We start from the raw sequence: 14,495 nt of genomic DNA on the forward strand, positions 1-14,495 counted from the left end.
TCTTTTACCTACTTTCTTCTGGCCCTTTAGCAAAAACGGCCATTATTTCATCCAACTTCAATTCTTTTGTGGTTGTCACGATATAATCAGCTTGCTTCAGTAGCTGCCGATTACCAATGCCAACAGCAAATTGACCTGCTGCCTTAATCGCTTCTACACCCGCTGCAGCATCCTCAAAACTGATTACTTCATCTGTTGCAAGTCCCAAAAGTTCTTGTGCCTTGACGTAAATTTCAGGATCAGGCTTACCGCGATGTAACGTTGCCGGATCAACAATGTCATCGAACTGGTCCGCAATCCCTAACTTATTCAGAATTTTAGGGGCATTCTTAGAAGCCGAGGCAATACACATTTTTAATCCTGCATCCTGGGCATCCCTTAATAAATCGGAAATTCCTGGCAAAATATCTTGCGGCGTCATTGTTTGCACTTGCTGTAAAAACTTTTCGTTCTTTTGTTCAGCGAACTTGTCTTTTTGCTCAGAAGTGTACTTATCTTCTTGATTACCGTAATGCAAAATCAAATTAAGTGAATCCATTCGCGAAATTCCCCGCAGCGAATCCAGCTGTGCTGAAGTAAGATTAATCCCCAATTCTTGCGCTAAATTATTCCAAGCTGCTAAGTGAAACTTGGCAGAATCTGTTAACACACCATCTAAATCAAAAATTAGTCCTTTAAGCACTTAGCTTCACCCTCTTTTAATTCAACTTTATGTCCACTAACTAAAACTGTTAAGTCTTCACCCTGAAGCAAAGTCAGTTTGGTTTCATCATGATTAACCTGAACTTTTATTAAGCAGTTTCGATAATTAATTATAAAACTATAACCATTCCAATTGTTAGGTACAAAAGGATTAAATTTTAATTGGTCATGATCGTAGCGCATCCCGGCAAACCCCTGAACAATTGCTAGCCATGAGCCACTCATTGACGTAATGTGCAGCCCATCATCTGTATCATTATTGTAATTATCAAGGTCCAGTCGCGCCGTACGCTCGTAAAACTCAACTGACTGCTGTTTTTTACCTAATTCAGCTGCCAAAATCGAATGCACACAAGCTGAAAGTGAACTTTCATGAACTGTTAATGGCTCATAGAAGTCAAAGTTCCGTTCTTTTTGTTCTTTAGTATAGCGGTCATTTAAAAAGTAAATTCCTTGCAGAACGTCAGCTTGCTTGATAAATGGCGAGCGCAAAATCTTATCCCAAGACCAATGTTGATTAATTGGTCGCTGCGTAGTTGGAATTTCCGTAGCTGGCCTGATGTCTTTGTCTAAGAAGTCATCCTGCTGCAAGAAAATGCCGCGTTCCTTATCTTCAGGTAAATAGATATTATCAACTATGTCCTGCCACTTGTGCTTTTCTTTTTCGGTTACATTGAGCCTTTCTTGAGCTTCTGAATCAGCTAACGGTAAGCGCTCAAGTGTGTATTGCAACAACCACCGTGCCATTGTGCTGGTAAACCAATTATTGTTAACATTGTTTTCATATTCATTAGGACCAGTAACACCATGCATGACATACTTCTTGCGCCACTTAGAATAGTGAACTCGATCAGCCCAAAAGCGAGCTGTCCCAACTAAGACATCCATGCCCGCGTTCTTAACGTAAGCCTCATCGCCGGTATACTTGGTGTACTGATAAATCGCAAACGGAATATCACTGTTGCGGTGGATTTCCTCAAACGTAATTTCCCACTCATTGTGGCATTCAATTCCGTTAAAAGTAACCATTGGAAAGAGTGCGCCATTTAGGCCCTGCTCTTGAGCATTATGATATGCACCTGGCAACTGGTCATGCCGATACTGTAACAATGCCCGCGTCACGTTGGGTTGCGCCACGCAGAGATACATTGGGAAGATAAAGGCTTCTGTGTCCCAATAAGTTGCACCGCCGTATTTTTCACCAGTGAAACCCTTAGGTCCGACATTTAATCTCTTATCCTCACCATAGTAAGTCATGAAGAGCTGTAAAATATTAAATCTAATTCCCTGTTGGGCAGCGTCGTCACCAGCAATAACTACATCACTTTTAGCCCAGCGTTTTTGCCAGACAGCTGTATGCTCTGCCAGATTTTGCGTAAATGTTTTAGATTGCAGCTGCTTCATTAACTCGTCAGCTCGCTGAGCCTGCATTTCAGGTTCAACATCACGACTAGTAACAACGATAACGTCCTTTTCTAAGTCGTAACTTTCACCTGCCTGCAAATTGACGGTTACACATTCGCTTAATTGTGCAGTAGAGGTTGTCACTTCCCCTGTTACTAGTTGATCAGCGTGTCTTAAACTTGCCTTCAATAGAACCGTAAATTGAGGAACTTGATAAGGATTCGGCTTGGTCTTAACTTGGATTGTGCGATCAGCCTGACTCTCGCTAATCGCAAGCCAAAACTGCTCATCATAATTACTATCTTCATTAACAACGGTTCCATCTAAGGTCGAATTAAACGCAATTTGTGCTGTGCCTTCTAAAACCGTCGCCTTAACTCTAATCAAAGCCGCCTCTTTTAAACTAATATGTAAAAAACGTTCAAACTCAAATTTTACTTTAACGTTTTGTCCTTCATAGATAAAACTACGTGATAGCAATCCCTGATGCATATCAAGTGCTAAGTGAAAATCACTAAACTTATTCTTAGCTAAGTCCAGCTGCTCGCCGTTAATCGTAATGCCAATCCCCAGAAAGCTCGGAGCATTGATACTTTTACCAAAATACTTTGGGTAGCCGTTCTTCCACCAGCCAACTCGCGTTTTATCAGGGAACCATACCCCAGCTAAGTAACTGCCCTGCAGACTATCGCCAGAGTATCCTTCCTCAAAGTTGCCACGTACCCCCATATAATCATTGCCAATTGCTGTGATGCTTTCCTGTAGTCGTTTATCGGCCAGAGAAAAGTCTGTCGTAGCAACTTGCCATGGATTAACCTCAAAAATTCGTTTCATTAAATTCGCTCCCTCTTTTGTGAGGTATTTTTTGTTTACGCTTTCATTATTACTGAAATAATTAGTATTGACAATGCAAAAAATGCTGTTACCGGTATCAAAATAACTACTAAAAAAAGATGACCTTCTATTTTGATCATCTCTTTTATTAACTATTTAACTGTAATAATAAAGCCCTTTGGTGCAAGTGTGCCGTTAACATAATTTTGACTTAAAGCTGCTGAAGCTGTGAGTGCTACCGCCCGATCCGTTGTATTGAAATAGGCTGTGAGTTGCTCATTACCAGTCCGTGTTACCTTGATTAAGCCGTCCTTTGTTACTGTCAAGGAAGTCTGGCCGCTACTTAAGACAAGTTTGTGCTGCAACCGGAACTTAATTAACGCATGAACCTGTTGCCAAATCGGCGAATCAGCTTGTTGCCAATCCATTGGCTTACGACAATCAGGATCCTCACCGCCAGTCATTCCCATTTCAGTACCATAATAGATACATGGACTGCCAGGCTGCATAAACATAAATGTCAATGCCTGCATCCCCAACTGTTGATCATCTTCTGCAACTGTAAATAACCGCGCCGTATCATGAGAATCAAGCATATTAAGCATTGCTCGATTATTATTGTCGCGATACATCATCAATTGGTCTGTTAATGCCTGCGTTAATTCAATGGCGGACTTATTATGCTTAAAGAAGTGATCCTCTATTTGCAGTGTATATGGATAATTCATCACACCGGAAAATTCATCCCCATTCAGCCACGGCCGCGCATTATGCCAAATTTCACCAACAATATAAAAATCGGGTTTAATCGCTGTTACTGCATCATGGAATCTTCGCCAAAAATGGTGGTCGACCTCATTAGCAACATCTAGCCGCCAAGCATCAATATCAAAGTACTTAACCCAGTAAGTTGCAATCTCTAACAAGAAATCCTGAACTTCCGGATTGGCCGTGTTGAGTTTTGGCATATGTTCCTCAAAGGCAAAGGTATCATAATTTGGCTCACCCTCACCCTTAGCCGGATTTTGATAAGGACTAACCGGAAAATGATTAATATGAAACCAATCTGCATATCGTGACTTAGTGCCCTTTTCAACAACATCCTGCCACTGCATTGATCGACTTCCCAAGTGATTAAAGACTGCATCAAGCATCACCCTTATTCCCCGGCGATGAGCTTCATTAACTACTTTGGCAAACAAATCCTTATCGCCAAAGTCAGGGTCAATCTGCAAGTAGTCAATCGTGTCATACTTATGATTCGAACTTGCCTTAAATACGGGGCACAAGTAAAGACCATTTATACCCAATTTTTGTAAATAATCTAACTTATCTAAAATTCCTTGCAGGTCGCCGCCGTAATAATCATCACGATCAGGATGATCACTAGGATTCCACGGTTTAGTCCCCTGCGGATCGTTACTCTTATCGCCATTAGCAAATCGTTCCGGAAAAATCTGATACCAAACTGTATCTTTAACCCAATCAGGTGTTACATCCATGTCAATTTTATGCAAATAAGGCAACTTGAAGTAGCTGCTATCTGCAAGCAAATTTTGCTCATTATAAGTGCTAATTCCCCGATCACCAACAATCTTGTGTTCACCGTCTTGACCAATTACTTCAAACGTATATTTCAAACGGCGATATGGTGCTGTCAAAGTTGCACCCCAGTGATCGCTAACTTGCCCTTGACCTATCTTAGTCATTGCGATTGTCTGATCGGTCTTCGTATCTAAATAATTATCTGTGTAGTGCACAATGACTTGTTTAACATCATCCTTAGCACTATGAAATCTCACACGTACATGGTGTGGACTAATTACAAAACAATCTTCACTTTCTGTTCTATGCTTTAAAGCTGCTAATTGCATTTTTTCCTCCATTATTACTTAAGACAACACCTGAATATGGCATTAATAAAAGCTCGCTACCTGTCAGGTGGTATTGTCCAGCGACTAATTTTTCCTCGTAATTACCCTCTGGCAAAGTAATTTTGATTTTTTCACTACTCAATGAAACGGCCACAATCGCCTGTTCATTCTTCAATTTGCGTTGGTATACATAACTATCTTGACCAGTGGAATAAAGATTAAAGTTTCCATCTTGGAATAGTGGCGTCTTTTTCAACGCAATCAGCCAGCGATAAAAGTTAAACGTACTATTGGGATCAGTAATTTCTCCACTGACACTAGCATGATCCAACTTTTTGCCCGTGAGCCACGGCTTAACTGTTGAAAAGCCACCGAACTTTTCGTCAGTCCACGGCATTGGACAGCGTGCCGGCATCTTATGCGTTTGACTGACTAACGCTAAGGCCTCTTCTTCACTTTTACCCGCTTGTTCAGCTTGCTTGATAAATTCATTAACCGAATCATCGGCAAACGCCGAAGAAGTAGTAAATTCGTAATTCTTAAGGCCTAATTCTTCACCATAATAAATTATTGGAATACCGCGCTCTAAGTACATCAGCATTGCCAGGCTGCAAACTTGAGTTGGTGTTTTAGCAATTCGCGTAGCGACACGCGGCATATCATGATTATTCCAATAAAGAATTGGCTGGGCAATATCCACTAGAGTCTGCTGCCACACTGCCTGCGTCTGTTTAAAATTCAGCCAATCAAGCGGTTTAGGCTGATATTGCGCTGGCAAATTCGGATCAAGCTGACTTTCATCATCTGTAAAGTAGCGAAAAGTAATTACGTTATCCATCAGTTGCCGATTTTTAGCCGTATAATCAACCGCCAAATTGACATTAGCACTGGCTGCCTCACCCAAGAGCAAGGTTTCTGGATAGTCATGCTTGATTTGCTGGCAAAATGGGTGCAGCCATTCTTGGACTTGTGGTAAATTGGCAAAAAACGGTTCTGCTACTACTGTGTCGTCCTCAGAGCTGTCTAACGGAAAATCCTGGTTCAAATCAGCCTTGGCAATATGGATAAACGCGTCTAATCGCAGCCCATCTATCCCCTTATCAAGCCAATACTCCGCAATCTTAAGCATTTCCTTGCGAACTTGCGGATTCCGCCAATTAAGGTCTGGCATGTGCTTATCAAACAAATGAAAGTATGACTCACCGGTTTGCGCTGGGTCTGGTTCCCACACACTGCCGCCAAAAAAGCTCCCCCAATTATTCGGTCGCTCATTGTTTTTTCCAGCAAAAATATAATAATCACGATATGAACTATCAGGATGCTTAATTGCTTGTTGGAACCAGTAATTTTGGTCAGATGTATGATTTAGGACAAAATCCATAATTACATGGATTCCAGCCTGATGAAAGGCCGCTATTAAGTCCGTCATTTCGGCCATTGTTCCCATTTGCGGGTCAATTGCCAAATAATCAGTAACATCATAGCCATTATCAACTTGTGGCGAAACAAAAACCGGATTAAGCCAAACCGCATTAATTCCCAACTTTTGCAAATAAGGAATGCGCTTTTTAATCCCATTCAAGTCGCCAATACCATCACCATTACTATCCTGAAAAGACTTGGGGTATATTTGATAAATTATTGCATGTTCATACCAATGCTTCATAGTAATCTCCTCCAAGCTCTAGTTTAACGAATAATAGAAATCGGTTTCAATAAAATAATTATTGTTACCGTTACCAAAATTTTGCTCAAAAAAATACTGGTGCTGTTTACACCAGTATTATTATCTCGTTGATTCTCGCCTTACTAAAGTTGGCTCAAGCATTGCCTCACCTTGTGGTGAGCCCTGCTGCATAATCTTTTGCAGCAGCATCTTGGCAAGCAACTCGCCCATTTCAAAAATCGGTTGTTTAATTGTTGTCAGCTTCAAGTTAGAAACTTGATCCAAAAAGACACCATCATAGCCGATTACACCAAAATCATCAGGTACACGTGCCTTTTCGTTCAACAATTGCCGGACAACTCCTGTTGCAATCCGGTCACTAGCACAAATAAAGCAAGTATCCTTTTTGAACTGCTGAAAATTATCCTGAATAACTTTTTGGGCCGCGTGACTATGGTTAGCAATCCGAAAGATTTGTGGGATTAGCTTGTTTCTTTGTAATGTATTGATATAACCAGTTTCTCGTGAATATTCAAAAGGCTCCTGTACGTCGATACCAATAAACACGATATGACTATATAAGCGCGATAATGCATATTCGGTCGCAATTTTGCCGCCAAGTTGATTATTATTGTCAACAAAATCATAGCCGCGATGATTCTCACCAAAGAGAATAAACGGCTTTTGCAAGCTGTCAAACAAGGCATAATCATGCGAACGAGCACCTGTAATCAAGTAGCCATCAAAATTACCATCCTTAATTTGCTTACGATCAGTTACCAGCTGAATTGCATACTGCTTCTTAGACAGACCGCGAGCAATGCCAAATAATAAATTCATATAATATGGCTCAGTTGTATCAATATCTTCTAACGTAACAAATTTGACCACATTTGTTCGATTATTAACTAACGCCTGGGCAACGTAATTCGGATGATAGTCTAGTTCTGCCATTGCATCATCCACCAACTTACGCAATTCTGCTGTTACTTGCTCGGGATGGTTAATCACCCGCGAAACTGTCATTTTTGATACATTAGCTTTTTTAGCGACATCAAGTAAAGTTACCATTATCTGCCTCTATTCTAAATACATCTGCCTTAATTGAGGTAGGTCATCTGCAGTAAAGCCCAACTGTTTTTTGAAGAAGCTAGCAAAGTCGCCCCAGCCGCCGCGGATGGTTTCTGTAATGCCGCGAATTGCAATGCCCTCACCCTTAGTAACGTTCATCTTCGCAACCATTTGCGAAATATCATCATTACTTGGCAATTGCTTAGAGATGGCAAAGTCATATAGTTCATTGGTTAATAAATAATCGCGAGCAATTGTATCATCATCGACGCCTAAAGCCATTAAAATCAAGGCGGACACTATGCCGGTCCTGTCTTTACCTGCACTGCAATGATAGACAAGTGCTTCATCCTGTGGCAATTCCAGTAATTGCGCAAAGATGCGGGCAAAAATATCCTGACTATGCGGGCTAAGAAGGGTCTGCTGGTATATTCGTCCGATAAAATTATCCTTCATATCTGGAATATGATGCAAAAAGCGGTATACCTTATGGTCATTTTGCTGATCCGCAATATCTTCAGAATAAACGGGAACATCAATAAATTCTCGTTTAGGCCATGACTTATCAGGGGAAGACTCTTTTTCATAGGCCGAACGCAAATCACAATCAACGGTCACGTGCATCGCAGCTAGTTTTTGCTGGTCGTGCGGCGTAAGTGAACTCAGTGAATCCGAGCGATAAATTTTATTCCATTTAACTGTTTGACCATTTTCAGTTTGATAACCGCCAACATCCCTAAAATTAAGTGGGCCATCAAGAGCTACAATTCGTTCGTGTGCCATTAATTTTCACTTCTTTTCACTTAGGCCAACTTGTTATTCGCCATGGGCATAAACTTGGGTTGCCTTAACTGCGCGCTTCCAACCAGCGTACAAACGGTCACGTTCTTCTTCAGACATTTGAGCGTCGAAAGTCTTACCAACTACAAAAATATTCTTCAGTTCATCGACGTCTTTCCAGTAGCCAACCGCTAATCCTGCTAAAAATGCGGCTCCCATTGACGTTGTCTCCAATGTCTTAGAGCGGTCAATTTTAGTTCCTAAAATATCAGCTTGGAATTGCAAAAGATAATCATTATTTGAGGCGCCACCATCGACACGCAAAGTCGGAATCTTAATGCCGGAATCAAGCTGCATTGTATCCACAACATCCCGTGTTTGGTAAGCAAGCGACTGCAGCGTTGCCTTAATAAAGTCATTCTTACTTGTTCCACGTGTAATACCAAAGACTGAACCCCGTGCTTCAGAATCCCAATATGGTGCACCCAAACCGGTAAATGCCGGTACAACATAGACTTCATTTTCAGACTTAGATGCTTGTGCTGCTTTCTCCGATTCTTCCGCCGTCTTAATCATCTTCATCGAATCGCGCAACCACTGCACAGCACTCCCGGAAACAAAGACTGAGCCTTCAAGTGCATAAGAAATCTTGCCATTAATGCCATAAGCGATCGTGGTCAGTAAGTTGTTATCAGACTCTGTGGGCTCCTCACCAGTATTCATCACAATAAATGAACCTGTACCATAGGTGTTCTTAACCATTCCCTTTTTCAGAGCAAGTTGGCCTACAAGTGCTGCTTGTTGGTCACCAACCATCCCACAAATTGGCACTTTACCACCAAAGAAGGTGTAAGACTTGGTGTAACCATAAATTTCTGAATTTGACTTAACTTCTGGCAGCATCTTTTTAGGAATATTTAGCAGCTTAAGAATGTCGTCATCCCACTTCAAGTCATGGATGTTAAAGAGCATAGTTCTCGAAGCGTTGGTGTAATCCGTTACGTGCACTTCGCCATCAGTTAGCTTCCATAATAACCATGTGTCAATCGTGCCAAACAACAAGTCGCCATTTTCGGCTTTTTCCTGAGCACCCTCAACATGATCCAAAATCCAGCGAATTTTGGTTGCACTAAAGTACGGGTCAATAATCAGCCCCGTTTTTTTATGGATCATCTCACTGTAACCATCTTTTTTTAGCTTTTCAGCTAAATCCGTCGTCTGACGTGATTGCCACACAATCGCATTATAAATCGGTTTCCCCGTCTTTTTATCCCAAATAACAGTTGTTTCTCTTTGATTAGTAATTCCGATACCAGCAATTTGTTCTGGTCGTAATCCCGAATTAATAATTGCATTGGCAATCGTTGTTTGCACAGCATGCCAAATTTCTTCGGCCTTGTGCTCAACCCAACCTGGTTGAGGGAAATACTGCGGAAATTCCTTTTGTGAAGACGCAATTTTCTTACCTTGATGATCAATAATCATCGCTCTGGTTGAAGTCGTCCCCTCATCAATTGCCATAACGTACTTTTTTGACATAATCAATTCCTTTCTCAAGAAAGCGGTTTTAATATAATTTTACTTATCTAGCTGCGGTTTTACAAGAAATAATTATATCATTGGTACCGTTTTAAGTTATACTATGAAGTAAAGCTTTAACTAAAAGAAGGTAGTATATTGAAGAAAGAAATTATTGCGTTAACAATCGCAGGCAACGACAGTGATGGTAGCGCTGGGATGACAGCTGACTTGCACTCATTTTATGCCCGCGGTGTGTATGGCATGGGACTATTAACTGCCGCAGTTGCTGGCAATACTACCGGTATTTACGCACAGGAAGTTATGCCACTTACATTCATTCAAAAGCAGTTCACGGTTTTGAATGAAGATTTTAAGATTGATGCATTAAAGACTGGGATGCTGGCTAATAAGGAAGTCATCAGCTGCGTTGCCGCTAATTTGCGCAAATACGACATGGGGAAGATTGTCCTTGATCCCGTTATCATGACTAAGCATGGCAATACTCTACTTGATGATGATGCATACCAAGCTTTTTTAGATGAATTATTACCAATGGCCGACATCATTACACCCAATTTCTATGAGCAACAAAAGTTAACCGGCCTTGACCTTAATAATATAGATGAAATTAAGCAAGGTGCACGCAAATTACAACAAATGGGCGCTAAAAATGTCCTAATGAAGGGTCGCCATGACAATAATACTCAAAAAGCAGTTACTGATATTCTATTAACTGCTGATGGCAAATTTTATGAGTTCACCAAGCCTTTTATTGATACTAACCGAATCAACGGTACTGGTGATACTTTATCTGCTGTCATTGCAGCAGAGCTAGCCAAAGGTAAGTCTGTCATCGATAGTGTTAAAATTGCTAAAGACTTTACTTATGAAGCGATTGCTCATCCAATCGCTGTTGGTTCCAAATATGGACCAATCAATCATTTTGCGGCACAGCAAGATACGAAGTAATTATTTATTAAAAGAAATAACTGCAAACAAAAACGCCCTGACTTATAACTTAGCAGTTACAGGGCGTGTTGTTAAAAACACTGTTCAGTAGCCACCGTCCTTTGAAGACGGCTCTACGTCGAGAGGTCCTATTGGTAGTAGGACTTCTTTTTATTTATACCGACATTGTAACATGATTAAAATTGGTGTGCAATTTTGCGATGAATTAAGTTGGCAATAATTTTTAATATATTATAATCTATCAAAACTCAGAAGTTATAAGCGCGAGTTGCAACATCTTAAAAAATAGTTAATTCGAATAATAATTACTATCTTCCTTTGCCGGACACAAGCTATTTAAGCTATACTAGGAGCAAGATGAAAGGTTGAGACGTGATGGCTGACAAGACAATTAAAATTGCATACTTATATGAAGACTTAATGAACACCTATGGTGATTCGGGCGATGTTAAAATTATTCGTTACCTATTAAAAAAGCAGAATTACACCACTCAGATTGATAATGTTTCTTTAGGCGACCCGTTTAATGCCTTTGACTATGATTTTGTCTTCTTCGGTGGTGGCCAAGACTTTGAGCAAACCGTTGTTGCTAAAGACTTACCGCGACACAAAGAAACTTTAACTGATTATATTAATGCCGGCCATCCAATGCTTGGCGTTTGTGGTGGTTACCAACTTGTTGGCACATACTACAAAACAATTGGCGGCACCACAATTAAAGGGCTTGATATTTTACCTTTCCATACCGTTTTTAAAGCTGATAAGCGCATGATTGGCGACACCCACTACACTACTCAATGGGGCGATGTTAAGGCATTCGAAAATCATTCAGGCCAAACCTATTTTGACAGTCAAAAGCTGCAACCACTAGGTAAAATGATTACTGGTTATGGTAATAATCCCCAAGACGGACTTGAGGGCTTACATTATCACAACTTCATTGGAACATACTCTCATGGCCCAATTTTACGTAACTTAAATGTTGCTAACGCGATTGTTAAGATGGTTCTTGATTGGCATCAAGAACGTGTAGCTGATTAAATTATTACAATCAAAAACCTCCTCAGTTAAATCTGAAGAGGTTTTTATGTTCACCTGCTATTTTTATTGATTATCTGCTGCATCAGCTAATAGTTGACTAAATGCAGGTTGTTCTGTTGCTGATAACTCGTAGGTCTTACGGTAATCGGCTACTGCTTCTATACCAAAAACATTTTCGTCAGTCATAACAACATTAGTATCAATTGGATCAATATCTAAAATTTTAGCATCCAAGACAATTGGTAAATTATTACCATTAGTCTGCAACTGCTCAATCTTGGTCATTGCTGCCTTTAATTCTGCTAGATTAGTTGCAGTTAAGCCAATTGCACCCATACTCTCAGCTGCCTTAGCCCAATCTGCACCAACTAGATCAATACCATACGGTGCCTGATTAGCTTGCAACTTTTCATGTCCAATAAAGCCGAAGGACTTATTCTCTAAAACCACATTCACTATAGGTAAGTGATACTTAACTTCTGTTAATAAATCTGGCATTACCATTGCATAGCCACCATCCCCAGAAATTGTCCAAACTTGTCGCTTAGCAAACGATAATTTGGCTGCAAGACCAGCTGGCAAGCCAAAGCCCATTGTGCCATACCAAGCTGACATTGTATATTTCTGGTCCTGATCAAATGGTAATTGCCTTAAAGCCCATTCAGTATTGTTACCGACATCAAGGCCGAAAATTGCATCCTTTGTTGAATTATCCTTAATTGCTTGAATCACACTTTCGGCACGCAAACCAGCATGATCGTCAGCAGCTAGCTTCTCCAGCCACTTTACCCATAAAATGCGGTCTTGTTGGGCTGCTTTTAAGAATGCAGTTGGCTCTGCTTGATAATCAACAGCAGCTAACTTTTCTAAAAAGTCTTTGGCATCAGCCAAAACAGTAATATCAGCATCATGTTGCTTACCCAAATCAGCTAAATTGTTGTTAACCTGAATAATTGTCTTGTCATTTGGCAAAAAGCGAGCAAATGGATAATTAGTACCAATATATAAAATTAAGTCACTGTCTTAAGAGACATCAAAAGCAGGCTTAGTTCCTAAACGTCCACGTGCACCCATGTAGTTGGGATGATCGGTAGGAAAAACATCGACAGCTGGTGCAGTAGTCAAAACTGGTAAGCCAAACTTATCAGCAACTGCTACTGCAGCAACGCGATTGCCACGTGCACCTTGTCCCAACCACATAATTGGCTTATTCGCATTCTTAATCGCAGCAAAAACGGTAGCAACATCGCTTTCTTTAGCAGCAATTTCATTATCGGGAGCACTCAAAGCAGCTGTTTTAGTTGCCACATACTCAATTTCTTGTCCAGAAAGGTCGTCTGGCAACACAACAACCGAAACTGACTTAGTTGCATATGCAGACCTAATTGCTTCATCAATCAAGTTAGGTATCTGCTCCGCATTAGCTGCCAATTTATGAAATTGTGCTACATCAGCATAAATTGGATCTTGATTCATTTCTTGGAAAAAATTAGTATTCATAAATGCTGTTGAAGTCTGCCCAACTAAGGCTAAAACCGGTACGTGGTCCATTTTGGCATCATAAAGTCCATTTAACATATGTACTGATCCTGGACCTGCAGAACCAAAAGCAACACCAATTTTACCAGTTAACTTAGCGTCAGCTGCTGCTGCTAAGGCTCCAACTTCCTCATGTCTTACCTGAATATATCTTATCTGATTACGCTCTTGATACAACCCATCAACCATATTATTAATTGAATCGGCAGTAATGCCATAAACATGTTCGATATCCCATTTCTCTAGTACTTTTGCAAGTGCTTGACCTGCCATCATCTTCGTCATTATAAAAACTCCATTCTTCAAAGTTATAATTTTACTTACTTTTTGCAAGCACATATCACATAATATCACTTACTTTTTGTAAGTCAATAAAAATGATAATCTTTGTCAAAGTTTTTAAAGCACACTAAAAAAGCGCCCCTCAAAGAGGATCGCTTTTTTCATTTCAAATATTATTCAGCTAAAGGAATAGCTGTCATGAGGCCCATGCCAAAAGTCTTCTCTAGACCTATGCCACTAGTTAAAGCCTGCTTAAACAAGTTAACATCCTTAACTCGCAGCTTACCCATAAATGTGACTCTGCTGAGACGCACTCTCCGGCCATCTCGATGCAGTACAACTGGCCACTCACGACTAGTAATTTTAAATTCAGAACGTTTTAACTGGAAGCCAGCTTTTTCTGCTTGCTCAATAAGCCATTGTGCCTGATCCTTCACAGTAATCGATGGTGTTACCTTCCCTTCAGCCGACTCAAATGACGGATTAGCAGTTAGCTGAAAGTTCATCAGTTGATTAGGCTCAATATTATCTAAAAACTTGTCATAGTTTTTAGTAACCACCGTCCCATCAACACCAAAACGTGAAAGCAGGATACTATCTGGCTTATTTTGACTAACGATTAACAAATAATTTTTGTTCACCAAACGGTCAAGCCGCCATAGGTGGAGCATTTGCTCTTTTGAATCAATCTCATCAGGAAAGCTTCGCTCTACCCAATTGTGAAACGCAGAAAGTTGAGTTAATTTTTTAGCATTGCGCCAATTATTAACATCAATTTCAACTCTTGATAGATACATTTTCGCTCCCTTCAA

Annotated in this window: 10 protein-coding genes and 1 pseudogene; 2 read left to right on the forward strand and 9 right to left on the reverse strand. The window is 40.4% G+C overall.

The window, feature by feature from the left end:
* Window positions 1–4 precede the first annotated feature (4 nt).
* From pgmB to glpK, 7 genes are all read right to left on the reverse strand, one after another.
* A complete protein-coding gene (gene pgmB / locus PT287_RS02305) occupies window positions 5–682 on the reverse strand; it encodes a beta-phosphoglucomutase (protein ID WP_277132256.1) in 678 nt (225 codons plus the stop codon).
* Window positions 667–2,940, reverse strand: coding sequence for a glycoside hydrolase family 65 protein (locus PT287_RS02310; RefSeq protein WP_277132258.1), 2,274 nt, complete (start codon window positions 2,938–2,940; stop codon window positions 667–669). The genes pgmB and PT287_RS02310 overlap by 16 nt, the downstream gene beginning before the upstream one ends.
* 152 nt (window positions 2,941–3,092) lie before the next feature.
* A complete protein-coding gene (locus tag PT287_RS02315) occupies window positions 3,093–4,814 on the reverse strand; it encodes a glycoside hydrolase family 13 protein (RefSeq protein WP_277132260.1) in 1,722 nt (573 codons plus the stop codon).
* Window positions 4,789–6,480 (reverse strand): alpha-glucosidase, encoded by a 1,692-nt coding sequence (locus PT287_RS02320; RefSeq protein WP_277132261.1) that lies wholly within the window; start codon window positions 6,478–6,480, stop codon window positions 4,789–4,791. The genes PT287_RS02315 and PT287_RS02320 overlap by 26 nt, the downstream gene beginning before the upstream one ends.
* 120 nt (window positions 6,481–6,600) lie before the next feature.
* Window positions 6,601–7,551, reverse strand: a complete 951-nt coding sequence (locus PT287_RS02325; protein WP_277132263.1) for a LacI family DNA-binding transcriptional regulator — start codon at window positions 7,549–7,551, stop codon at window positions 6,601–6,603.
* Window positions 7,552–7,560: 9 nt separating this feature from the next.
* Window positions 7,561–8,334, reverse strand: coding sequence for a tyrosine-protein phosphatase (locus tag PT287_RS02330; protein ID WP_277132265.1), 774 nt, complete (start codon window positions 8,332–8,334; stop codon window positions 7,561–7,563).
* Between the two features lie 33 nt (window positions 8,335–8,367).
* Complete coding sequence (gene glpK / locus PT287_RS02335) at window positions 8,368–9,870, reverse strand: glycerol kinase GlpK (RefSeq protein WP_277132267.1); 1,503 nt, start codon at window positions 9,868–9,870, stop codon at window positions 8,368–8,370.
* Window positions 9,871–10,005: 135 nt separating this feature from the next.
* Between glpK and thiD the strand changes: the two genes are divergently transcribed.
* Both thiD and PT287_RS02345 read left to right on the forward strand, forming a co-directional pair.
* On the forward strand, window positions 10,006–10,821 hold the full coding sequence (thiD, locus tag PT287_RS02340) for a bifunctional hydroxymethylpyrimidine kinase/phosphomethylpyrimidine kinase (RefSeq protein ID WP_277132463.1): 816 nt from the start codon (window positions 10,006–10,008) through the stop codon (window positions 10,819–10,821).
* Window positions 10,822–11,196: 375 nt separating this feature from the next.
* Window positions 11,197–11,862 carry a cobalamin biosynthesis protein CobQ gene (locus PT287_RS02345; protein ID WP_277132269.1) on the forward strand — a complete coding sequence of 222 codons (666 nt, stop codon included), beginning with the start codon at window positions 11,197–11,199 and terminating at the stop codon, window positions 11,860–11,862.
* Window positions 11,863–11,925: 63 nt separating this feature from the next.
* On the opposite strand, the pseudogene PT287_RS02350 reads toward PT287_RS02345, so the two are convergent.
* Together PT287_RS02350 and cas6e are read right to left on the reverse strand one after the other, a co-directional pair.
* Window positions 11,926–13,686 (reverse strand): annotated as a pseudogene (locus PT287_RS02350) (thiamine pyrophosphate-binding protein).
* Between the two features lie 170 nt (window positions 13,687–13,856).
* Window positions 13,857–14,480, reverse strand: a complete 624-nt coding sequence (gene cas6e, locus PT287_RS02355) for a type I-E CRISPR-associated protein Cas6/Cse3/CasE (protein ID WP_277132271.1) — start codon at window positions 14,478–14,480, stop codon at window positions 13,857–13,859.
* Window positions 14,481–14,495 lie beyond the last annotated feature (15 nt).

The organism is Lactobacillus sp. ESL0679 (genome assembly GCF_029433515.1).
GTDB lineage: Bacteria > Bacillota > Bacilli > Lactobacillales > Lactobacillaceae > Lactobacillus.